Below are 21,452 nucleotides of genomic sequence, written 5' to 3'. Positions count from 1 at the left end.
GGACATTCTATTATGAATGTACCTCTTCCTTTTTTACAAGCTCTTTCATATATTCCATTAAATCAACTTTTAATTCTTCATTTTGTAGTGCCATTTCAATCGTTGTCTTAATAAATCCAAACTTTTCTCCAACATCGTAACGCGTACCTTCAAAGTCATAAGCAAATACACGTTGAACTTCATTTAATCGTTGAATTGCATCTGTCAATTGAATTTCCCCACCAGCACCTGTTTGTTGATTTTCAAGGAACATAAAGATTTCTGGCGTTAATATGTAACGTCCCATAATTGCTAAATTTGATGGTGCCGTTCCTTGAACTGGCTTCTCCACAAATTGACGTACTTGATAACGACGATTATTTTGTTCAACCGAATCAATAATACCGTAACGATGTGTTTCGTTTTCAGGCACCGTTTGTACACCAATAACTGACGACTTTGTACCTTCATATTGATCCATTAATTGACGCAAGCATGGCGTTTCTGCTTGAACAATATCATCACCAAGTAATACTGCAAATGGTTCATTTCCAATAAACTTACGCGCACACCATACTGCGTTTCCTAGCCCTTTTGGTTCTTTTTGTCTTATGTAATGAATATTAATTTTTGAAGAAGCTTGTACTTTTTCTAGCATTTCATGCTTCCCTTTTTCTAGTAAGCTTTGCTCTAATTCAAAGGAATGATCAAAATGGTCTTCAATGGCACGTTTACCTTTTCCAGTAACAATAATAATATCTTCAATTCCTGATTCTATCGCTTCTTCTACTATGTATTGAATTGTTGGTTTATCAACAATTGGTAGCATTTCTTTAGGCATTGCCTTTGTTGCTGGTAAAAACCTTGTCCCCAGTCCCGCAGCTGGAATAATTGCTTTTCTTACTTTTTTCAAATCTAGTCCCCCAAACATATTATTATATCCATATGTAACAATAACAAAAACCCTACTTATAGGGTCGTCTTTACAACTCCATAAGTAGAGTTTCTAACATAAATAAATTATGGGCATCTAACCCATCCTCACGTCATACTCCCGACGACAAGCGTCTAAGGTAGGTTCGAAATAAAAATTTCTACCCACAGCACGACCGAGTGCCCCCGTTGATAACGGTTAGGAGACATCACCAATTCTTTATTTAAAAAATACCAAATAGTTTTTTACGACGTATTTGCTCTGGATCTTCTTTATAAATTGCTTTGCCGCTAATTAATAAATATGGATTTTCTTTCAAATCACTCATAACATTCATTCCAAATTCTTTCTCAATTAGTTCATAGCTTTCTGCTAAATGAAATCCTCTTGACGTTGTGTTATGCGCATCTGAAGCGACCATATGTGTTAAGTTATGTTCCACAAGTTGTAGTGAGAATTTTTTAATTTTTTTACCGAAGTTCCCTAGTAAACTCCCTGCTGTCACTTGTATTAATGCACCTTTATTTACAATGTTATATAACTTATCTGGCCGCTCGATTAACTCGGCATTACGTTCTGGATGAACGATAATTGGAATCATTCCCTTTACACGTAATTCGTATAATAATTGTTCAGTATAACGTGGTACGTGATTCGATGGAAATTCAATGAATATGTATTTATTTGTTTCATTTAAAGTAACGATTTTACCAGCTTCATAGTCTTCTAATAAATCACCATATAATCTGACTTCTTGCCCAGGTAAAATGGTAAGAGGAATATTATGTTGTTGTAGTTCATCATTTAGTTGTTTTACGTGATGAATAATTGAGGTACGTTCATTTACATATTTGCCATTTTGATGGTGCGGCGTTGCGACAATTGTATGTATTCCTTCTGAAACGGCTTGTTGTGCCATCGCTAAACTATCGGTCACTGTCTGTGCACCATCATCAATACCAGGTAAAATGTGACAATGTAAATCTATCATTTGTTTCATCCTCCCTCTCTCCTATAAAGATCTTTTTTCCCTTGAATATGAGATATTGCTCATATTCAAGGGAAAAAAGGAGATATGTTTTTACCATATCTCACTTTAAAATTAGTTTGCACCGTAGTAATAATATAAGCCTTCTTCACGTTCACGATCATTCAGAACAACGCCCAACAATTTACCTTTAGCCGATTCTAACAATCCTTTTGCTTTTACCGCTGTTTCTTTCTCTGTTGATTCACTACGAACAACAAGAATAGAAGCATCACATACATTTGCCATAATTTGCGCATCTGTTACAGCTAAAATTGGCGGCATATCAAAAATAACTAGATCGTACATACTATATGCTTGTCCAAGAAGTTCTTTCATTGATTTTGAACCTAACAATTCGGCCGGGTTTGGCGGGATTGGACCACAAGCTAAAAAGTGTAAATTGTCTACAGATGTCGTTTGTACACATTTTTCTAAGCGTTCACTATGTGTTAGTACGTTCGTGAGTCCAAAAATGTTATCTACTTGGAACATTTGATGCATTGCTGGTTTACGCATATCTGCATCAATTAATAATACTTTTTTTCCTTGTTGAGCAAAAACAACTGCCATATTCGCTGTCGTAGTCGTTTTCCCCTCACTCGGGTTAGCAGATGTTACCATTAATGAATGTAAATTCGTATCAATAGCTGCAAATTCAATATTCGTTCGAATATTACGATATTGTTCTGAAATTGGTGATTTCGGTTGTTGATGAGCAATTAATTGACGACGTTGACGATGATTCTTTTTCTTTTTAAATAAATTAAGAGCCAATTGTTTGTCCCCTCACTTTTCTTGATGATGGAGCGTGTGATTTCACGTTCATTGTTTCTTCATCCATACGAGCTACAATCCCTAATACTGGTAAGCCAAGTAAGTTTTCTACATCTTCTTCTTTTTTCACTGTGTTATCTAAGTATTCTAGTAAGAATGCAAGACCAACTGAAGCCATTAAACCAACAACGAAAGCAATTGCCACATTTAACATTGGACGTGGTTTAATTGGAGATTGATTTTCTGCAACTTCTGCTTTAGATAGCACTGTTACGTTATCGACGTTCATAATTTTTGCAACTTCACCTTTAAATACATCTGCAGTTGCATTCGCAATATCACGAGCTAGTTTTGGATCTTTATCCTCAGCTGTTACAGAGATTACTTGTGAATCCTTTTCATTCGCAACATTAATCTTTCCTGTTAGCGCTTGAGCTGTCATATTTAAATTTAACTTTTCATTCACTTGTTCTAAGATTACTGGACTTTTAATAATAACCTTATATGTATTCGTTAATTGAATATTCGTCTGAATTTCACCAGCTTGGAACATTGCACCCTCTTGTTTCTTCTGATTAACAAGAATTTGCGTCGAAGATTGATAGATTGGTGTCATGAAGAAAAAGCTAATGATAGCACTTACAATAGCTGCACCAAATGCGATTACGAGGATCATTGCTAAACGTTTTTTTAAGGTATGAAATAACTCTTTTAGACTAATTGTTTCTTCCATAAGTTCCTCCAACTTTCTAAAATTTACACATAGGAAAAATTATAACATATAAATCTTACATTTTTTATTTTTAATAATTCAGTTCTGTATTTGTTCACAAGAAACAAGTTTAATCTTACAAAATAATCTTAAATATGACAACACATTCCAATGATTTCCCAAAAATTTTATCATATCATGCTTTTTACATTGTATAACTTGATAAATAATTTTCAGAAAACAAAAAAGCCAACATTTTTTGTTGGCTTTTTCATATTTTAGTAATAACCATACTGCTCTTTTTCTTCTCTTTTATCGTTTAAAACGACACCGAGTATTTTGCCTGATGCTTTATCTAATATTTGTTTCGCTTTTACGATTTTATCTTTTTCCGTCTTTTCACTTCGTACAACGAGTACGATTCCATCACATTTATTCGCAAGTATTTGTGCATCCGTAACCGCAAGGACAGGTGGTGTGTCGATTAATATAATATCAAACATGTTATATGCTTCTAGCAACGCCTCGTCCATTGCCCGGCTCCCTAATAGTTCTGCTGGGTTGGGCGGGATTGGACCTGCTGCCATTAAGTATACGTTCTCTATATCTGTTTTTTGAATGCATTGCATAAGTTTTGCTTGTCCTGATAATAAGTTCGTTAACCCATTTGAACTATGAACGGCAAATAAGTTTTGTATCGTCGGCTTACGCAAGTCAGCTCCAATTAATAAAACTTTCTTTCCTTGTTGTCCGAAAACAACTGCTAAGTTTGCGATTGTTGTTGTTTTCCCATCACCTGGATCTGCTGAAGTAACAATAATAGAACGAACATGATTATCTACAGATGTAAACTCAATGTTTGTACGAATGTTACGGTATTGTTCTGTAATACGCGATTTAGGCTCTTTATGTGTAATTAATTGTCGTAATGGTTTTCTTTTCTTTCTCCCGAACATATTCATAATCTCCTTTTGTGAAATGCGACATTTCCCTTTTCTCTCTCTTATGCTCGATTTCATACGTCTAATTAATATTCTTGCTGATTTCCCCACATTTCATCATAATCAATAACATTCTACTTTGTCTTATTTAAGTACCTTAACAATATGACAATGCCCTTATTTCTTTATTACCTTTATCACTTATCCTGTTTTCTAGATAAACAATAAAGTAAGTATATGGTAATTGTCATCTATTTACAAGTAATTTTCTGATTAGTTTGTATATTATCGTTTCATCGTTATATAGCAGAAATTAAAAAAATCTCCTTGTCTTTTTACAAGGAGATTTTTTAGTACTATCTATTCTTTTTTATCACCAATCGCAAATGTAATTTCTGCCTCACATGCAACTTCACCATCTACTGTTGCGATTGCTTTTCCTTTTCCAATTGGGCCGCGTACGCGTGTCATTTCTACTTCTAGACGAAGCTGATCACCTGGGCGTACTTGTTTTTTGAAACGGCAATTGTCGATACCTGCAAAGAAAGCAAGTCTTCCACGGTTTTCTTCTTTCTTTAATACTGCAACTGCTCCGACTTGTGCTAATGCTTCTACAATAAGTACACCAGGCATAACTGCATAGTCAGGGAAGTGTCCGTTAAAGAATTCTTCGTTTGCGGATACATTTTTAATCCCAACCGCTCTTTTGCCTTCATCTACTTCTAATATTTTATCAACAAGTAAAAATGGATAGCGGTGAGGAATGATTTCTTTAATTTGTTCTATATTTAGCATGTAACAATCGCCCCTTTTGTAATATTGGTCTTACCACTTGGACATATTGCTATTATCCCATTTTGTTTATTGTTTGTCATTACAAAGTAACATTTTATATTTAGCACAACTTCCTAAAAAAAAATGCACACACTCTATTCCATTAAAATAGTTGCACATTTTTGCAACTGACACGGAGGTGGAAAGGAGTGTATGCCCAAATTAGGGAAAGGCAATATGTATTGAAACATTATTTGCCTTAATGTCGTATTCGACTCATTATATTATAAACGTTTTCGATTAAGGAAATATTAAATTTAACCATATATATGAATATTTTACCTGTTTCCTTCATATTTCTCTATTTTCCTTCCATTTTCGCAAAAAATCAAAATAAAAAAATATAAAAACGAAAAAAAGAACTAAGGCATTAGCCTTAGTTCTTTCAAATTATCTCAAAGCACGCTTTGGTAATCTGTCGATATTCTCTAACATAATACCTGTACCAACCGCAACGCAGTGCATTGGGTTTTCAGCAATTAATACTGGTACTTTTAGTTCTTCTGCTAGAAGCATGTCGATACCGTGTAGTAAAGCTCCACCGCCTGTTAGAATAACACCGCGGTCGATGATATCTGCAGATAGTTCTGGTGGTGTGCGCTCTAATACGCCTTTTGCAGCTTGTACAATAACAGCTGCATTTTCTTTTAATGCTTCTGTAATTTCTTCAGAGCATACTGTAATTGTACGTGGTAAGCCTGTTACCATGTCACGTCCGCGAATTTCAAGTTCTTCGCTACGTGCACCTGGGAATACTGTACCAACTTTAATTTTAATATCTTCTGAAGTACGTTCTCCGATTAATAGCTTATACTTACGTTTAATATAGTTTAAGATCTCCATATCAAACTTATCGCCAGCCATTTTGATAGAGGAAGAGGTAACAATATCACCCATAGATAGTACAGCGATATCTGTTGTACCTCCACCAATATCAACAACCATGTTACCGCTTGGTTGGAAGATTTCCATACCAGCACCAACTGCGGCTACTTTTGGTTCTTCTTCTAAAAATACTGTTTTACCACCTGAACGTTCAGCAGCTTCACGAATTGCTTTTTGTTCTACTGATGTAATATTTGTTGGACAACAAATTAAAATACGAGGTTTTGAAAAGAAGCTCTTTACGTCCAATTTGTTAATGAAATACTTTAACATTGCTTCTGTAATTTCGAAATCTGCGATTACACCATCTTTAAGTGGACGAATTGCTACAATATTACCAGGCGTACGTCCCACCATACTTCTCGCTTCTTCACCGACTGCTAATACTTTACCACTATTACGATCAATTGCCACAACAGATGGCTCATTTAATACAATACCCTTACCTTTAACATGAATTAATACGTTAGCCGTACCTAGGTCAATTCCGATATCTCGCGCAAACATTCCCGTTTTTTCCTCCTCGATATTCAAAATCAGGTTACACCCGAATTCTTTTCACCTAATTTCTGATTTTATCATAAATTTAACAGAAACGTAATATTCGCAAAAAGAATTCTTCTGAAAAATATTACCGAATGTGAACGGAATGTTTGCTACTGTAACATTATTGACGTACAGGCTTCTCTACATCTTCTTTTCTATACTTTTGCTTTGTTGCTTCTCCACCTCTTAAATGACGAATAGACTTATGATAATCAAGAATTTCTTTCACTTCATTTGCGAGCTCTGGATTAATTTCTGGTAGACGTTCTGTTAAATCTTTATGGACTGTACTCTTTGATACCCCAAATTCCTTTGCAATGACACGCACTGTCTTTCTTGTCTCCACGATATACTTACCAATCTTGATAGTTCTCTCTTTGATGTAATCGTGCACACCACTCGCCTCCCTAATTTGGATGTGAGAAGGGTGAAATGAGCCTCGCTGCATACGACTAAGAAGTAAGTGTGAGTGCTGTTTGTAAGCGTTAAACATTCTTGGATTTATAATGAAATGATTCACGATTTCTCACCTCAAACACTCTCTTTGCTTTGGTTTATACCATTGTATTGCCCGCACTACTGATATATGCTACATGTTCACTATTTTTGCGGACTAAGTTAAGAAAAATTACGTTTTTTTGTGAGAAATACGTTAACAGTGACTATTTTGACGAAAAAAAATGACACCTTATATGTAAGGCGTCATTCTTCTCTTTCAAACTCTTCTTCTAATAATTGATGGTGGGGAACCTCTTTCTTACCGGCAATATAATAATATAAAGTGAATAAAACAAACAATAAAATAATAGCAGTCGACAGAACAAATAAAAATGACACAGTATCCCCTCCCTTTTGTAATATATATTCGAGAATCTCGTCATTTTTCCTTGTTATTGCAACTTTTTTCTCGAAATTGAGTATTTTTATATAAAAATAAAAAAATCAGCTCCCCTAGTGGGAACTGATTTTTTCACTTTCTTATTCTTGTGAAGAAGAATCGTTAGATGATTCTGTAGAACCATTTGTTGATTTTTCTTCTTTCTTCGGTTCTTCTTTTTTGTCACTAGTTGAACCGCTTGTTGATTTCTCTTCTTTTTGAGACTTGTCTTCTGTTTTACTTTCAGGTTTCGTGCTCGTTGACTTCTCTTCTTTTTGAGATTTGTCATCAGCTTTTTTACCAGAAGCATTCGTAGCCTTTGCAGCACCTGCATCAGCTTTAATTTCTGTTACTGATTTATTTAAGTAACGTTCAGGGTTCACAGCCACATTGTCTTTACGTACTTCAAAGTGAACGTGAGAGCCTGCCTCTTTATTCATTGCACTTAGACCGGATGTTCCTAATACTTCACCTTGTGCAACTCTTGCACCTTTTTCTACTTTCACACTGCCTAAGCTTTGATAAGATACCGCTACACCATTTCCACTATCAACTGTTACAACATAACCAAGAAGTGAATCTTTTTCAGCTTTTGTTACTGTACCACTTAAAGCAGCAGCAACATTGAATTCTTTTCCATTCTTCGCAGCAATGTCAATTCCTTTGTTTGGGGAATATGTGTTGTTATAAAAGACAAGTGCTTTTTCTTGTTCCGCCTCAGTTGCTGCATCTTCATAGAATTTCTTCTGTACGACTACTTCCGCATTCGCGGCAGCTGGCATTTTCACTACTTCTGAAGATTTCGTTACTGGTACTGCTTGATCTTCCGATTGTGTATACGGTGTTGCTTGATCCTGGTTTGGAGTCTTCTTCGGATTAGCTCCTTGGAACCATAGCGCAACCATTAAGATTACCGCTGCACAAGCAATGTATAGTGCCGGAAACACCCATCTTTTTTGAAATAAATGTACTACCTTTTGCGACTTTTTATTATTTCTTCCTCGCATTCCATCATCACCTCAGCAATCATTTTGAACAATATTCACGTATCCTATACAACGTATAACTAATTACTTTTCGACAAAATCTGTAAAAATATGTATAAGAACTGTAAAATTTCCGAGGAAATGATAGAAAAAAGAAAAAACTGAGCGTTTCGGCTCAGTTTTTAGTCCATTTGTTTTTTTCTATACACGAAGAGAGTAATAACAAGTACTGCAACTAACCAAATTATTATGTTCAATAAATTACTAGTAATTGCACTAAAACCTCCCCCTTTTATAACACTGCTAACTGCCACACCGATATGACGAGTTGGTAAATAATCGATTATTTTTGTAACGACTTCATTCTTCACAAACATTCCAATTAAATCACCGAAAAGAAATATCATTAATATTGGTAATCCAATTGTTGATGTTTGTGGTACATTTTGAGCTAATAATCCAATACAAGTACCAATGAGGTTAAATATTAGCATCCCGAGAACAAAGATAAGTAATAATAATGCAAAATTACCTTCTAATTTACCTAAAATAAGTAGATTAATAAAACAGATTGCAACTGTAATCAGACCTGTTAATGAACTTTTACCAATTAATACTTCAATAGGTGATGCTGGTGATAGCATAAGAACACGAAGCGTATTTTTTTCCTTTTCTTCAGCGATAAGCATCGCCTGTACAAAGCCTCCGACCATAACTAACGCCATTGCAGTTAATGAATTCGCTCCCACTTCTCTCATATTATCTGAGCGACTAAATAATACCGAAAAGACAAGTGGCATTAACAACATAATTAAAGTTTGTGAATTCGTTTTAAAATCTTGTAACTCTTTCCGAAAAATAGCTAAAAATCGTCTCATTGAAAATGTCATTATAATCCCCTCCCAGTAACTTCAATAAAGATATCGCCTAAAGTTGGTTCGTGTGAATGAATAGATAACAGTTCGCCCTTTTTCATCCATTCTGAAATACGTTTTGCGCCTAATTCATCTTTTTGCACTACTTCTTTTTGTTTATCTTTTAATACGACCTCTATTTGATCCTTAGCGTATTGTAAGCGCAGGTTCTCTGGCGTATCGAGTGCTACAATTTCTCCGCCACAAAGGAAGGCAATGCGGTTACAAAGCGTTTCTGCTTCGTCCATGTTGTGCGTCGTTAAGAAAATCGTCGTTCCTTCTTTATTTAAGTCTTTTAAGATTTTATGAATATTTTGTACGTTTACTGGATCAAGTGCAGATGTTGGTTCGTCTAAGAAGAGGATATCTGGTTTATGAAGGATTGCTCTCGCTAGTGTGACGCGTTGCTTCATTCCCTTTGATAATTTTTTTACTGGTGTTTTTTTATCATCTAATAAATTCACTTGTGCTAGTACTTCATCGATTCGTTCTTTTTTGCAATCGTATAAGTCACAAAATAATAATAAGTTATCATAAATGCTAAGTCTTTCATATAAGCCGCTGTTATCTGTTAAAATACCAATTCGTTTATAATCGATGCTACTTGGTCCTGTAATATCTTTCCCTAATACTCTTACCGTTCCAACACTATGAAGCAATTGAGAAGTTAAAATTTTTACTGTTGTCGTCTTACCAGATCCACTCGGTCCGAGGAATCCAAAAATCTCTCCTCGCTTCACCTCAATATTTACATTTCGAAGTGCCGTTTTTCCGTCGAAACTTTTCATTACATCTTTCATTTCAATTGCCAATGTCATTTCTTCATCCCCTTTGTTTTTCTTCTTTATAGATGAAAGTCGCTTTAGCGCTTTTCGTTCGTTTGTTTCACTTTTCTTGACTCAATCATATGAAAAACAAAGGGTTTACGCAGTAAAATACCGGTAAAAGGAGTATTTTTACCGGTGAATGGATCGCATGTTAAGCTTATTGGAGCACTTTTTATAGCCCAATCACGCCTTTTAATTCATCCATGCGTCCTTTTGAAAGCGGAATTGAACTTTTTCTTTCGTCATCCAAAATTAAACTAAAACTGTTACGAGTCCAAGTAATCACTTCTCGTACTCTTTGTAAATTCACAAGATACGAGCGATGACATCTAAAGAAACCAAAACCTGTTAATCTTGCTTCTAGTTCACTTAATGTTAATGCACATACGAAATCACCTTCACGAACGTGAATATGCGTTACTCCGTTTTGCGTTTCAATGAAATGGATTTCCATCGGATCAAGTAAAATGATTTTATCGTTCACTTTCGCAGGTATTCTTTCTAACTTCATTTGCGGAATCATTTGAATGACTTTTTCTTCACCAACTTCTTCCACTTCCTCTTGCTCAATTTCTATCTTTTTCACACAATCGTTGTTTAATATGTATACATCCTCTGTTAACGAAAGGGCATCCGATAAAAATGATGACGTAATAAAAATTGCCTTTCCTTGTTCTTTCATTTTCATAATCGCTTTTCGAATAATAATCGTACTCTCTGTATCTACATTTTGCTCTGGCTCTTCCAAAATGATTAAATCCGGGTTATGAATCATCATTCGTCCAATATGAAGACGACGTTTCTCTGAAAATGATAGTTTTTCTATTTTAACGTTTAGCTTATCTAGGAGACCAACAGACTGCACAACTTCTTCTATACTTATCTTTGATTCATAAAGCCCTATTAAAAACTTAAAGTATTCCTTCACCTTCAAACGATCATATGCTTCATCCTTCAAAAAACAAAAGCCGATGCGGGAATAATTTTTCTTTCCAATTGCTTCCCCTTCAAACAGTACGTTGCCAGTTGAAGCTTCTTCTTCACCAATAATAATGCGGTGTAACACTTTAGCTGTATGATTATTGCATTGCAAAACAATACATTGTCCTTTCTCAACCTTTAGCTCAATTTCTGGTAACTGGTTCGTCTTCCCTAACTGTTTCAACTCTAGTAACGCCATTTCATCTCCCCCGAATGCCTTTTTATCCTATTATATCAAACAATTAATGGAAAATTATCCTATTTCAAACAAAAAAATAGATGCCAGAGTTCTGACACCTATTTCTTCACCATCAATTTTCCTTCATAATCATTCATCGTCTTTATTTCAACGCCTTTATAGTAATGAGCGACGATATCTGTATATTTCTTTCCTTCCGCTGCCATGCCGTTCGCCCCGTATTGACTCATACCAACGCCGTGACCGAAGCCTTTCGTCGTAACGATGATTTTATCTCCTTGTTGTTTCCACGTGAAATCAGAAGAACGTAAATCTAACTTTTCACGAACTTCTTTTCCTGTTAATGTTTTCCCTTGAAAAGCTACATCCTTTACGCGCTTTCCTTCCGTAAGGTCTTTAATGTTTCCAACCTTCCCGTCTGCCAGCACTTTCACACCGAGACGTTTTTGAAAGTCAGCTACTGTAAATGTTTGCTCGCTCGTAAACTTTGGAGAAGCTTGATCCCACGGACTATCTACACTCTTTAAGTACGGATAATCATTTCCCCAATAGTCAGCTGCATTTTCTGTTCGACCATTACTAGTTGAAAAAAAGGATGCTGAAATTGGTTTTCCATCATATGTTAAAACTTGTCCTGCGGTTTTCGAAACGGCTTCTTCGATTTTCTTCAAATTATTTTCGTAGTTATTGCCCCATTGCTTCTTCAATTCATCTTTGCTTTTGTACACTTGATCTTTCACCGTATCTGTCACGTCTGCATTATTTTTCTTTCCTCCGCTTAGCATACGTTGTACTACAAATGTTCTTGCTGCTAATGCCTGTGCCTTTAGTGCCTCTATTTCAAAACTGGCATTCATCTCAGAAGCTACTACACCGGTCACATACTCCTCCATAGGTAATGATTCTACCTTCTTTTGTTTCTCACGATATACAGCAACTTGAACCGCTGTATCTACTTTCCCTGGAGCTGGTATACTTTCTATCGCTGGAGGAGTTTTAGAGGCCGTTTCTTCCCCTACTTTCGCTTTCGCAAATGGGATAACAAGCGCTGCAGGTACAATGATAACGAGCGCTATTAAGAGCGCTACTGTAATAAAAAGTGGCTTTGAAAATTTCATCCTATTTTTCCCCCAATATAAAAGCTTTACTCCATTCATTCTTATGGAACAACTCTTTCTTTTAGAACATACTTAAGGGGGAAGAGATAAAACGGAAATTTTCTAAATATTTTTACTGGTACGTGCATAAGTATAGAATTTATTGACTATAACAGTAATAACCCAAAAAAATAGCCCCTATGCCAAGAGACATAGAGACTATTTCAATTAAGCGTGAAGATCAGAAACTTCTTGTTCTTTCACTTCTTCTACTTTTTCGTTTACACGTTCAATAGTTGCACCTAATGCAGCTAATTTCTTATGGAAATCTACATAACCACGGTCAAGATGTTTTAACTCAGTTACACGAGTATAACCTTCTGATACTAAACCAGCTAAGATTAATGCAGCTGCAGCACGTAAATCAGTTGCGCCTACTTCAGCACCTTGTAAGCTGTTTGGACCGTTCATAATAACAGAACGACCTTCAATTTTAATATCAGCATTCATACGACGGAATTCTTCAACGTGCATAAAGCGGTTTTCGAATACCGTTTCTGTAATCATGCTTGTTCCATCAGCTTGTAGTAATAATGCCATCATTTGTGATTGCATGTCTGTTGGGAAACCTGGGTGAGGCATAGTTTTAATATCAACCGCTTTTAACTTATCTGGGCCGATAACACGTACACCTTCGTTTTCCTCAATAATTTTAACACCCATTTCTTCCATTTTCGCTGTAATTGAGCGTAAATGTTCAGGTACAGCATTTTCAATTAAGATGTCTCCACCAGTAATTGCTGCTGCAACCATGAATGTTCCCGCTTCAATACGGTCAGGAATAATAGAGTGGTTTGCACCATATAATTTATCAACGCCTTCGATACGAATCGTTCCAGTTCCAGCTCCGCGTACTTTCGCTCCCATCGCATTTAAGAAGTTAGCTAAGTCAACGATTTCTGGTTCTTTCGCTGCGTTTTCAAGAATTGTTGTCCCTTTTGCTAATGTAGCTGCAGACATAATGTTTTCTGTCGCGCCTACGCTTGGGAAGTCTAAGTAGATTTTAGCTCCTTTTAGTTCTCCCTCAACATATGCCTCAACAAAACCGTTACCAACCTGTACTTTTGCTCCCATTGCTTCGAAGCCTTTTAAATGTTGGTCAATTGGACGTGAACCGATTGCACATCCACCAGGAAGTGCAATACGAGCACGACCGTTACGTGCTAATAATGGTCCCATTACTTGAACAGATGCACGCATTTTACGTACATATTCAAATGGTGCTTCAATGTTTAGTTCTTTAGAAGAATCGATTGTTACTTGATTATTTTCAAATACGACTTCAGCATTTAAATGACGTAATACCTCATTAATTGTGTATACATCAGACAAAACTGGTACTTCAGATAGTACATTCTTTCCATCACTCGCTAATAGGGCTGCAGCGATTATAGGTAATACAGCATTTTTTGCGCCCTCAACACGCACTGTGCCGTTTAACCGCTTTCCGCCACGGACGATGATCTTTTCCAAATTATTCCCCTCCGTGTCCTTTTTTCAGTATCTATTCACTCAATACTCAGAAGTTATGATCGGTGTGCCAACCACAATTGTATCTTTGTTGTCTGTAGAACGTATTGCTATTTGCACATTTATTTTCTCTCTATTTGTTGAAAGAGCGTCATCCCACTTTTTATTGTATGCGGAGACTGACACAAATGCTCTTTCTTCTACTTGTTCGATCGCTCTTGCTGAAAGATCTTTCAAAACCTGATTGGTTTTATTTTGCAAAACACCTTCAATCTTATCATTCAGTACACCTTGAACACAAGTGTAAATTATAGGTTTTTCATTAAAAATTTTATTCACTTTTTGAACATACTTCGGGTCCCATTTCGCCCCACTTACTTCAAAGATAATGAAAGTGTTTTCTTTAGTATTTTCTTTACTCCAAGTTACTACTACTCGTTCTTCATGAGAAGCAAACTTTTTATAGGATGTAGCTTTATATCCATCTGGAGATTGCTCTACTTCCCACTTTTGAATATTTGCCTTGTCCTTCACATCGTTTAACAACTTTTGAAACGTATGTATATTAGAAATTGTTTTTGTTTCTCTAGCTAACCATGACCATTTTTCTACTTTAGCATCATTTTTCTCTAAAGCCTTAATCATGCTCTCCATTTTCTGTTCATCGCTTATCGGTTTCATCTCTCTATATCCAACCAAAAATAAAACAACACTAAGTGCAACAATAAGAATGGCTTTAAGCTTCAATTTCATCCCCTCCTATCCCCATTGTTAACGGAGATTTGAGGTTCTATACACTTACTTTACTAAATACGTTAAACTCTTCGAATAGCCTAAATAATCAAGGAAAAAGTTACTTACAGATGTCCCAATTGCAATTGTAATTAAGATGAGTAATACTCGCGTCTGCAGCACTTTTCCGGACTTCATTAAACGCTCAATGTGAATGCCTTGCAAAGCCCACCACGTAATGGTAATAAACAATAAATGCGAAACAATGGCAATCAGTGCTTGTTGCCCTAAAAGTTGTGCCAAAAAATCGACCCCTTTTTACTCAGCTACTACTTATGAAAGAATATAAAAACGATACCATAATAAGTAGGAGCCACACTTTTTCAAATGCACATAGACATCTTACATTTTACATCGTGATTTTCTTTCAAAAAACGTATATCTACATTACAAGTTAACACAAAATAAAAAGCGCAGAGTACTGACTCCACACCTTTTATTTTCACTATTGTACCACGTTCCCTAAGAAGAAGAAATCTTTCATTAATGGAAAATATTCATAAAAGAAATTGTACCCAATCATCGGCATAATCCCCAGTATTACAATCGAAATTGCACAAAGGCTCATAACAACCTTTATATTTAATGGTAACCGTATTCTCTCTTCTGTCTCTCCGGTGCGGAAAAACATTTGTTGTAAAATACGGAAATAATATACGAATGAAACAACTGTCGTACCCATCATAATCGAAGCTAGTACGTAATGTGCTGGCTCTACATGAAGCGCGCCTAAAAAGATGTTAATCTTTCCAATGAAGCCAGCCGTCCCTGGTATCCCGGCCAGCGATAAAATAAAGATTGTCATCATGATCGCTGCAAATGGTGATTTCTTATATAATCCGGTGAAAATCGTTATATTTTCCTGATTGTTTTGTAAGATTAAGCCGTGGATAATGGCAAACGCGCCTATATTCATAAGCATGTATGCCAACATATAAAACCACATGCTATCCAGCGTAAATGGTGATAATGCCACAAGTGGAACGAGCAAATACCCAGCATGCGCAATACCTGAATAAGCAAATAAACGTTTTATGTTGTATTGTTTTAACGCGACTACATTCCCAACAATCATAGTAATACTTGCTAGCACCGCAATATATATACTCATATGCCCATATAAAGACTGCATATCTCCTTGTATTAATACACTTGCAAAAACCATAAGGAACAAACGAATAATGAGTAGGAACCCAGCAATTTTAGAAATCGTTCCAAGAAAGGCAGTAACAGGTGTAGTCGCGCCTTCATACACATCAGGTGCCCACATATGAAACGGCACTGTGGCAATTTTAAATGAGAGACCGACTAGCAATAAAAGAAATGCCAGAGCTAGCAATAACTGAATACCACTAGCGAGCTCCCCAGTGAGTACCTTTTGCATATCTACAATGTTAGTTGAACCTGTAATACCGTATAAATAACTCATTCCGAAGAGCGTGATTGCCGTTCCAATTCCTCCGCTAATGACATATTTCATTGCCGCTTCATTTGATGCACGGTTCTTTTTTCGTATTCCTACTAAAATATAAGAAGAAAGTGAAAGTAACTCTAAACCAACGAAAAGGGTGATAAAGTCAATACTAGAAGCCATGAACATCGCACCAAGAAGTGCCATTAAAAATAAGTAATAATATTCGCCCTTATCTTCAATCGGATTCTTCTTATCATCGCTCATTGCGATGCATAAAATGAGAGCTGAGGCGCCTAATAACAACGTTTTAAACCCTTTTGAAAATCCATCTAACACAAACGATCCGTTTAAAATATCTCCAGCTGGTTCGCTATATAGCGTAATTAATGACACAAGTGCTAATACGATGGCAGCGATCGCACCAAGAGCTACATATCTATGATTCAGCTTAAAAAACAAATCACATATGGAAAGAAGGATGGCGGCCCCGAGAATAATAAATTCTGGCACCATTAGATGCCACGATAAGCTAAGTAACGTATTCATATCCATCCTACTTCACCCCCAATGTTTTCAATGTATTTTGAAGCGGATCCCCTAGTATCTCTGGCATAACTCCAATTACAATAATACAAAAGATAAGTAGTAAAACAGGGACGTACTCCCATCCGTGTATATCAGACTTTGCTTCCCACTCTTTCTTTCCAAATGTCACTTGAAGTGTCGCTCTTAATACGTATACAGCAGTTAAAATGATGCCAATCACACCGACTGCAGCAATGACGGGCTCTCCTTGAAATAAACCGAGAAAGGCAAGAAATTCACTAACAAACCCAGACATCCCTGGTAATCCAAGCGATGCCATTCCTCCTGCTAAGAAGAAGCCGCTAAGTACTGGGACACTTTTTGCGAGTCCACCAAGTGCTGTAATGTCTGATGTTCCGAAACGTTGTTCTATAACACCGAGTAAGAAAAACAGCAAGGCTGCAATTAAACCGTGCGATACAACCTGGAATAACGCCCCTTGTGTACCCGGTGCATTAAGTGACGCAAGTCCCATTAACACAATTCCCATATGCGAAATACTAGAGTAAGCCAGTACTTTCCTAAAGTCCGTTTGGATGAGTGCTAAAAAGGCACCGTACAATAAATTAATTACACCTAATATCGCAATTAGCGTTGCAACATCGTGAAAATATTCCGGGAATAGCCCTTTTCCGAAGCGAATAATACCGTACGCTCCAATCTTTAGCAAAACACCAGCATGAAGCATAACTACAGCTGGATGCGCTTCTATGTGCACATTGACCATCCAACGGTGCAACGGAAAAACAGGTAGTTTAATTGCAAAGGCAATCATTATGGAAATAAATACACCAAGCTGCAAGCTACTTGGGATGATGAGTTCTCCTTCTGCACTTACGCTTCTTAATATCTCTTTCAGCTCCACAATATTTGTTGTACCTGTTTTCGCGAACAAAATTGAGAAAACAATGAGCAAAATTGCTGAGCCAATACCGTTATATATTAAATAACTATACGCAGCCTTTTCGCTCGATAATTTCCCCCACTTCCCAATCAATAAGAACATTGGTGGCAACGTAATTTCAAAGAAGATAAAAAACAATATTAGATTTTGAGCAGCAAAGACGCCGAGCATCCCTATTTCTAGCATGAGTAACAGCATATAAAATGCTTTTAAATTTCTTTTAATAGAAAAGGCTGCAATTGCTGCAAGCATCGCTAGAAGAGCCGTCAGCACCATCATAACAAGCGACAAACCATCAATACCGAGCTCGTAATAAATAGAAAACCACCTTTTATCCACCGCTGTAAAATCTCCGAACTTAATCCATTTCACCTTTTCATCAAATAGTGACAAACTCTTTCCAGAAGCATATGTACAAGCGAGGACGATAGCGATTCCAAATGGAAGTGCCGTCCCAAATAAGCCAAGCGCCCGCACTGTACGCAATTCCTTTTTCGGTGTTAATACAAGCAATAAAATTCCTAAAAGCGGGGAAAAAATGAAGAACGTTAACAACAAATCATTCATCGTAAATCCCCTCCTGTATAGAGCAAAATAATGACGAGTACAGCGAGCGAAACCGCCGTTACAGTACCGTACACTTGTACATTCCCGTTTTGAAGTTTCGATCCAAGATTACTTGTACCTTTAACTACGCTTCCAATTAAAACTGCAATTCCCTCGACTACATACACTTCAAATAAGCGAAGCACATGAGCGATTCCTTTTGTAATAGGGATCACCGTCATGTTGTATAGTTCATCCACATAATATTTTTCTTTCAAAAGATTATAAAGCGAGGTTTCCGTACCCCCAGCCCAATCTCTAGAAATTGATTTCTTGCCATATATGAAATATGCAAGAGCGATTCCCGCAAATGAAACGAGCGTCGCAACAATCATAATCCAAACTGGCCCATGCGCTTCTTCAACCTTGAACCCTACATCTTTCGTCAACCAATCTCCGAGAAACGTACCGAACCATGGTGTATTTATATATCCTGCCACTACTGCGAGAACGCCGAGAACAATCATTGGATACGTCATAACGCGGGGCGACTCATGCACATCTTCCTTCGTCTTCGTTTCTCCGGTAAAGACAAGAAAGTATAGGCGGAACATATAAAACGCTGTCAAAAACGCCGCAATTACTGCTAAAGTAAATAAAACGTAATTGCCATTCATCCAAGTCGCCGCTAAAATTTCATCTTTGCTGAAAAAACCGGAAAGGAGCGGAACACCGCTAATGGCAAGGGTACCTATTAGAAATAGCGTACCAGTTACTTTCATCTTCTTCTGTAAACCGCCCATTTTATTAATGTTTTGCGTATGCACTGCATGAATTACACTTCCTGCTGCCAAAAATAGTAGTGCTTTAAAAAAAGCATGTGTCGTTAAATGGAAGACACCGGCTACATAACCTGCAGAACCTAACGCAAGCATCATATATCCAAGCTGGCTAACTGTAGAATAAGCAAGTACTCTCTTTATATCTGTTTGCACGAGACCGATAGAGGCCGCAAAGATTGCAGTGAAAGCTCCAACGATTGCCACGGTCTGCATCGCCACTGTACTTGCTGAAAATAGAGGGAACATCGTCGCCACTAAATATACGCCTGCTGCAACCATCGTCGCGGCGTGAATAAGTGCCGAAACAGGCGTTGGCCCCTCCATTGCATCTGGCAACCACGTATGAAGCGGGAACTGACCTGATTTCCCCATCGCCCCGATAAAAATTAATATCGCTGTTATCGTAATCATGTAAGGAGGTAAATCCCCTGTATAAATCGCCCTAAATATTGCGTCATATTCAAAACTACCTGCGTACCAAAAAATTAAAATCATCCCGATAAATAAACCAACATCCCCAATACGGGTCATAATAAAAGCCTTTTTTGCAGCAGCCTTCGCTTCTTCTTTAAAGAAATAAAAACCGATAAGTAAAAATGAGCCAAGGCCAACTAATTCCCAAAATATATAAAGCTGTAATAAATTCGTTGATATAACAAGCCCTAACATCGCAAATGTAAAGAGTCCTAAATATGCGTAAAAGGTTGGTAATCGTTCATCACCTTTCATATAACCTTTCGAATACACATGTACAAGCAGACTCACAAGCGTCACGATAAATAACATTAAAGCTCCTAATGCAGTCACCTCAAAGCCGAATGATATATCCACATCTCCAGCTCTAAGCCACACCCACTTATGCTTCACGCTTGCTTCTGAAAACCTTTCTATTAACACAAGTACCGCAAGTATAAAGGAGAGAAAGACGAAAAAAATACTAAGTACGCTGCTTCCTTCTCTAATTTTCTTCCCGAATATAATAAGTAACAAAAACGAAACGAGTGGGAAAAGCGGTATGAGCCATGCATAATCGATCATTGTTTCCTTCCCCCTTTTTCGGTCACAATGCTATCCTTTGAGCGTATCCATTTCATCTACCTGAACTGTCGTACGATTACGATACAAAGCAATTAAAATAGCGAGTCCTACCGCCGCTTCTGCTGCCGCTACAGCCATCGTAAACAGTGAGAAAATTTGACCTGTTAAATTCGGAAATAGGCCTAATTTACTAAACGCCACTAAGTTTAAATTGGCAGCATTCAGCATTAATTCGATACAAACTAATACGATTACTGTATTCCGCTTTGTTAAAGCTCCAAATAGACCGATGCAAAACAAAATAATCGCAAGTGTTAAATATGCAGAAGCCGGAACGCTACTCATTGGAATCCTCCTCTTTCTCGTCCTTTTTCGCAAGTATAATCGCGCCAACGAGTGCTACAAGTAAAATAACTGAAGTTAGTTCAAATGGAATAATATATTTTGAATAGAGAAGCGTACCGATTTGAAGTGTGTTGTTTTCATGGAGAGGTAAACTTCCTTGTGTGCTTTCATTTGCAAAATCAACATTATTAACAGCGAAATACATAACCGCTCCAAATGCTACAACTGCAAAGAAGATAATCCATTTTCGAAGAGTAAGACGCGATTCATTTTCCGCGTTATGTTTCGTTAACATAATGCCGAAAATCATAATAATTGTGATTGCACCAGAGTAAAGTAAAATTTGTGCAACGCCTATAAATTCAGCTGATAAAAGAAAATACAAACCTGCAATGCTGAGAAATGTCAGAACGAGAGCTAGCATCATGTGCATAACTTTCGTTAAGTTCAACATAAGAACACCGCCGATAATTGCAGACAAGGATAGTATAAAGAATGCTACAAACTCGCCATTCATGCCTTATTCTCCTTCCTGACGTTTTCGTCGTTTTCGTCAAGCCACTGCAAATTTTTAAATAAGTCATCACGTGAATATTCCGCGAGTTCAAAGTTATTTGTCATGACAATTGCCTCTGTCGGGCAAACTTCTGTACATAAATCACAAAGAATACAAATTTCAAAATTAATATCATACGTGTCGATAATTTTTCCTTTTTTCGTAGGATCTGGATGTTTCTTTCCTGTTAACTGAATACAGTCTGTCGGACAAATGTTAGAGCATTGATTACAAACAATACATTTCTCCGGATAAAATTTTTGAATCCCCCGAAAACGGTCTGGCAACGGCAACGGCTGATTTGGATAATCATACGTTACCTTCTTCTTGCTCAAATTACTTAATGTATATTTTAATCCTTTAAATAGTCCTTTCATCTCTTAC

The 21,452-nt window shown here is 36.9% G+C and carries 23 protein-coding genes; all 23 read right to left on the bottom strand.

Annotation, left to right across the window (positions count from 1 at the left end; all coding sequences use genetic code 11):
* Positions 1-10 precede the first annotated feature (10 nt).
* The 23 genes from galU to nuoI all read right to left on the bottom strand — a co-directional run bounded on the left by galU (position 11) and on the right by nuoI (position 21,445).
* Entirely contained in the window at positions 11-892 is an 882-nt protein-coding gene (gene galU, locus OXT04_RS20515) for a UTP--glucose-1-phosphate uridylyltransferase GalU (RefSeq protein ID WP_267417153.1), read from the bottom strand.
* A gap of 244 nt (positions 893-1,136) precedes the next feature.
* The gene (locus OXT04_RS20510) at positions 1,137-1,904 is read right to left on the bottom strand and encodes a tyrosine-protein phosphatase (RefSeq protein WP_098570085.1); all 768 of its coding nucleotides are present in this window, start codon (positions 1,902-1,904) and stop codon (positions 1,137-1,139) included.
* Between the two features lie 111 nt (positions 1,905-2,015).
* On the bottom strand, positions 2,016-2,717 hold the full coding sequence (locus tag OXT04_RS20505) for a CpsD/CapB family tyrosine-protein kinase (protein WP_001207149.1): 702 nt from the start codon (positions 2,715-2,717) through the stop codon (positions 2,016-2,018).
* Positions 2,707-3,450 (bottom strand): YveK family protein, encoded by a 744-nt coding sequence (locus OXT04_RS20500; protein ID WP_098570049.1) that lies wholly within the window; start codon positions 3,448-3,450, stop codon positions 2,707-2,709. Before OXT04_RS20500 ends, OXT04_RS20505 begins: the two co-directional genes overlap by 11 nt.
* Before the next feature lie 257 nt (positions 3,451-3,707).
* Positions 3,708-4,385 carry a CpsD/CapB family tyrosine-protein kinase gene (locus tag OXT04_RS20495; protein WP_050844744.1) on the bottom strand — a complete coding sequence of 226 codons (678 nt, stop codon included), beginning with the start codon at positions 4,383-4,385 and terminating at the stop codon, positions 3,708-3,710.
* A 345-nt stretch (positions 4,386-4,730) separates the two neighbouring features.
* Positions 4,731-5,165, bottom strand: a complete 435-nt coding sequence (gene fabZ, locus OXT04_RS20490; RefSeq protein WP_000931959.1) for a 3-hydroxyacyl-ACP dehydratase FabZ — start codon at positions 5,163-5,165, stop codon at positions 4,731-4,733.
* A 429-nt stretch (positions 5,166-5,594) separates the two neighbouring features.
* A complete protein-coding gene (mreB, locus tag OXT04_RS20485; RefSeq protein WP_000457978.1) occupies positions 5,595-6,596 on the bottom strand; it encodes a rod shape-determining protein in 1,002 nt (333 codons plus the stop codon).
* A gap of 160 nt (positions 6,597-6,756) precedes the next feature.
* Positions 6,757-7,029, bottom strand: a complete 273-nt coding sequence (gene spoIIID, locus OXT04_RS20480) for a sporulation transcriptional regulator SpoIIID (protein ID WP_000544012.1) — start codon at positions 7,027-7,029, stop codon at positions 6,757-6,759.
* Between the two features lie 308 nt (positions 7,030-7,337).
* Positions 7,338-7,472 (bottom strand): hypothetical protein, encoded by a 135-nt coding sequence (locus OXT04_RS20475; RefSeq protein ID WP_000008901.1) that lies wholly within the window; start codon positions 7,470-7,472, stop codon positions 7,338-7,340.
* Positions 7,473-7,613: 141 nt separating this feature from the next.
* Positions 7,614-8,519: a stage II sporulation protein SpoIIQ gene (gene spoIIQ / locus OXT04_RS20470; protein ID WP_098570047.1), complete on the bottom strand. Its 906-nt coding sequence runs from the start codon at positions 8,517-8,519 to the stop codon at positions 7,614-7,616.
* A gap of 161 nt (positions 8,520-8,680) precedes the next feature.
* The gene (locus OXT04_RS20465; RefSeq protein WP_267417150.1) at positions 8,681-9,388 is read right to left on the bottom strand and encodes an ABC transporter permease; all 708 of its coding nucleotides are present in this window, start codon (positions 9,386-9,388) and stop codon (positions 8,681-8,683) included.
* The gene (locus OXT04_RS20460) at positions 9,388-10,230 is read right to left on the bottom strand and encodes an ABC transporter ATP-binding protein (RefSeq protein WP_098570044.1); all 843 of its coding nucleotides are present in this window, start codon (positions 10,228-10,230) and stop codon (positions 9,388-9,390) included. The genes OXT04_RS20465 and OXT04_RS20460 overlap by 1 nt, the downstream gene beginning before the upstream one ends.
* Positions 10,231-10,411: 181 nt before the next feature.
* A complete protein-coding gene (locus OXT04_RS20455) occupies positions 10,412-11,419 on the bottom strand; it encodes a LytTR family transcriptional regulator DNA-binding domain-containing protein (RefSeq protein WP_098570042.1) in 1,008 nt (335 codons plus the stop codon).
* Positions 11,420-11,517: 98 nt separating this feature from the next.
* Entirely contained in the window at positions 11,518-12,537 is a 1,020-nt protein-coding gene (gene spoIID, locus OXT04_RS20450) for a stage II sporulation protein D (protein ID WP_000672651.1), read from the bottom strand.
* 207 nt (positions 12,538-12,744) lie between these two features.
* Positions 12,745-14,049 carry a UDP-N-acetylglucosamine 1-carboxyvinyltransferase gene (murA, locus tag OXT04_RS20445; protein ID WP_000411275.1) on the bottom strand — a complete coding sequence of 435 codons (1,305 nt, stop codon included), beginning with the start codon at positions 14,047-14,049 and terminating at the stop codon, positions 12,745-12,747.
* 39 nt (positions 14,050-14,088) lie between these two features.
* Positions 14,089-14,793 (bottom strand): YwmB family TATA-box binding protein, encoded by a 705-nt coding sequence (locus OXT04_RS20440; protein ID WP_374693283.1) that lies wholly within the window; start codon positions 14,791-14,793, stop codon positions 14,089-14,091.
* Positions 14,794-14,844: 51 nt separating this feature from the next.
* Positions 14,845-15,081, bottom strand: a complete 237-nt coding sequence (locus OXT04_RS20435) for a DUF1146 family protein (protein ID WP_000057889.1) — start codon at positions 15,079-15,081, stop codon at positions 14,845-14,847.
* A 202-nt stretch (positions 15,082-15,283) separates the two neighbouring features.
* Positions 15,284-16,798: an NADH-quinone oxidoreductase subunit NuoN gene (gene nuoN / locus OXT04_RS20430; RefSeq protein ID WP_374693284.1), complete on the bottom strand. Its 1,515-nt coding sequence runs from the start codon at positions 16,796-16,798 to the stop codon at positions 15,284-15,286.
* A 7-nt stretch (positions 16,799-16,805) separates the two neighbouring features.
* Positions 16,806-18,308: an NADH-quinone oxidoreductase subunit M gene (locus tag OXT04_RS20425; protein WP_098451585.1), complete on the bottom strand. Its 1,503-nt coding sequence runs from the start codon at positions 18,306-18,308 to the stop codon at positions 16,806-16,808.
* Positions 18,305-20,167 carry an NADH-quinone oxidoreductase subunit L gene (gene nuoL / locus OXT04_RS20420; protein WP_000568236.1) on the bottom strand — a complete coding sequence of 621 codons (1,863 nt, stop codon included), beginning with the start codon at positions 20,165-20,167 and terminating at the stop codon, positions 18,305-18,307. The genes OXT04_RS20425 and nuoL overlap by 4 nt, the downstream gene beginning before the upstream one ends.
* 30 nt (positions 20,168-20,197) lie before the next feature.
* Entirely contained in the window at positions 20,198-20,512 is a 315-nt protein-coding gene (gene nuoK / locus OXT04_RS20415; RefSeq protein ID WP_000100079.1) for an NADH-quinone oxidoreductase subunit NuoK, read from the bottom strand.
* The gene (locus OXT04_RS20410; RefSeq protein WP_001012812.1) at positions 20,505-21,029 is read right to left on the bottom strand and encodes an NADH-quinone oxidoreductase subunit J; all 525 of its coding nucleotides are present in this window, start codon (positions 21,027-21,029) and stop codon (positions 20,505-20,507) included. Before OXT04_RS20410 ends, nuoK begins: the two co-directional genes overlap by 8 nt.
* Entirely contained in the window at positions 21,026-21,445 is a 420-nt protein-coding gene (nuoI, locus tag OXT04_RS20405; protein WP_000677191.1) for an NADH-quinone oxidoreductase subunit NuoI, read from the bottom strand. The genes OXT04_RS20410 and nuoI overlap by 4 nt, the downstream gene beginning before the upstream one ends.
* Between the last annotated feature and the right edge of the window lie 7 nt (positions 21,446-21,452).

The sequence above is a fragment of the Bacillus sp. GC_Bacil_1 genome (assembly GCF_026540675.1).
Classification (GTDB): Bacteria; Bacillota; Bacilli; order Bacillales; family Bacillaceae_G; genus Bacillus_A; species Bacillus_A cereus.
The sequence above is the reverse complement of the archived record's forward strand: the minus strand, read 5'-3'. Positions and strand labels throughout refer to the sequence as shown.

What these genes read in the sequence shown, in the direction of transcription:
- nuoI (WP_000677191.1), bottom strand. Translation starts at nt 21,445, where the DNA reads ATGAAAGGACTATTTAAAGGATTAAAATATACATTAAGTAATTTGAGC.
- spoIIQ (WP_098570047.1), bottom strand. Translation starts at nt 8,519, where the DNA reads ATGCGAGGAAGAAATAATAAAAAGTCGCAAAAGGTAGTACATTTATTT.
- OXT04_RS20460 (WP_098570044.1), bottom strand. Translation starts at nt 10,230, where the DNA reads ATGACATTGGCAATTGAAATGAAAGATGTAATGAAAAGTTTCGACGGA.
- OXT04_RS20455 (WP_098570042.1), bottom strand. Translation starts at nt 11,419, where the DNA reads ATGGCGTTACTAGAGTTGAAACAGTTAGGGAAGACGAACCAGTTACCA.
- OXT04_RS20500 (WP_098570049.1), bottom strand. Translation starts at nt 3,450, where the DNA reads ATGGAAGAAACAATTAGTCTAAAAGAGTTATTTCATACCTTAAAAAAA.
- OXT04_RS20510 (WP_098570085.1), bottom strand. Translation starts at nt 1,904, where the DNA reads ATGATAGATTTACATTGTCACATTTTACCTGGTATTGATGATGGTGCA.
- OXT04_RS20465 (WP_267417150.1), bottom strand. Translation starts at nt 9,388, where the DNA reads ATGACATTTTCAATGAGACGATTTTTAGCTATTTTTCGGAAAGAGTTA.
- fabZ (WP_000931959.1), bottom strand. Translation starts at nt 5,165, where the DNA reads ATGCTAAATATAGAACAAATTAAAGAAATCATTCCTCACCGCTATCCA.
- OXT04_RS20425 (WP_098451585.1), bottom strand. Translation starts at nt 18,308, where the DNA reads ATGAATGATTTGTTGTTAACGTTCTTCATTTTTTCCCCGCTTTTAGGA.
- nuoL (WP_000568236.1), bottom strand. Translation starts at nt 20,167, where the DNA reads ATGATCGATTATGCATGGCTCATACCGCTTTTCCCACTCGTTTCGTTT.
- spoIID (WP_000672651.1), bottom strand. Translation starts at nt 12,537, where the DNA reads ATGAAATTTTCAAAGCCACTTTTTATTACAGTAGCGCTCTTAATAGCG.
- OXT04_RS20410 (WP_001012812.1), bottom strand. Translation starts at nt 21,029, where the DNA reads ATGAATGGCGAGTTTGTAGCATTCTTTATACTATCCTTGTCTGCAATT.
- OXT04_RS20495 (WP_050844744.1), bottom strand. Translation starts at nt 4,385, where the DNA reads ATGTTCGGGAGAAAGAAAAGAAAACCATTACGACAATTAATTACACAT.
- nuoK (WP_000100079.1), bottom strand. Translation starts at nt 20,512, where the DNA reads ATGAGTAGCGTTCCGGCTTCTGCATATTTAACACTTGCGATTATTTTG.
- nuoN (WP_374693284.1), bottom strand. Translation starts at nt 16,798, where the DNA reads ATGAATACGTTACTTAGCTTATCGTGGCATCTAATGGTGCCAGAATTT.
- mreB (WP_000457978.1), bottom strand. Translation starts at nt 6,596, where the DNA reads ATGTTTGCGCGAGATATCGGAATTGACCTAGGTACGGCTAACGTATTA.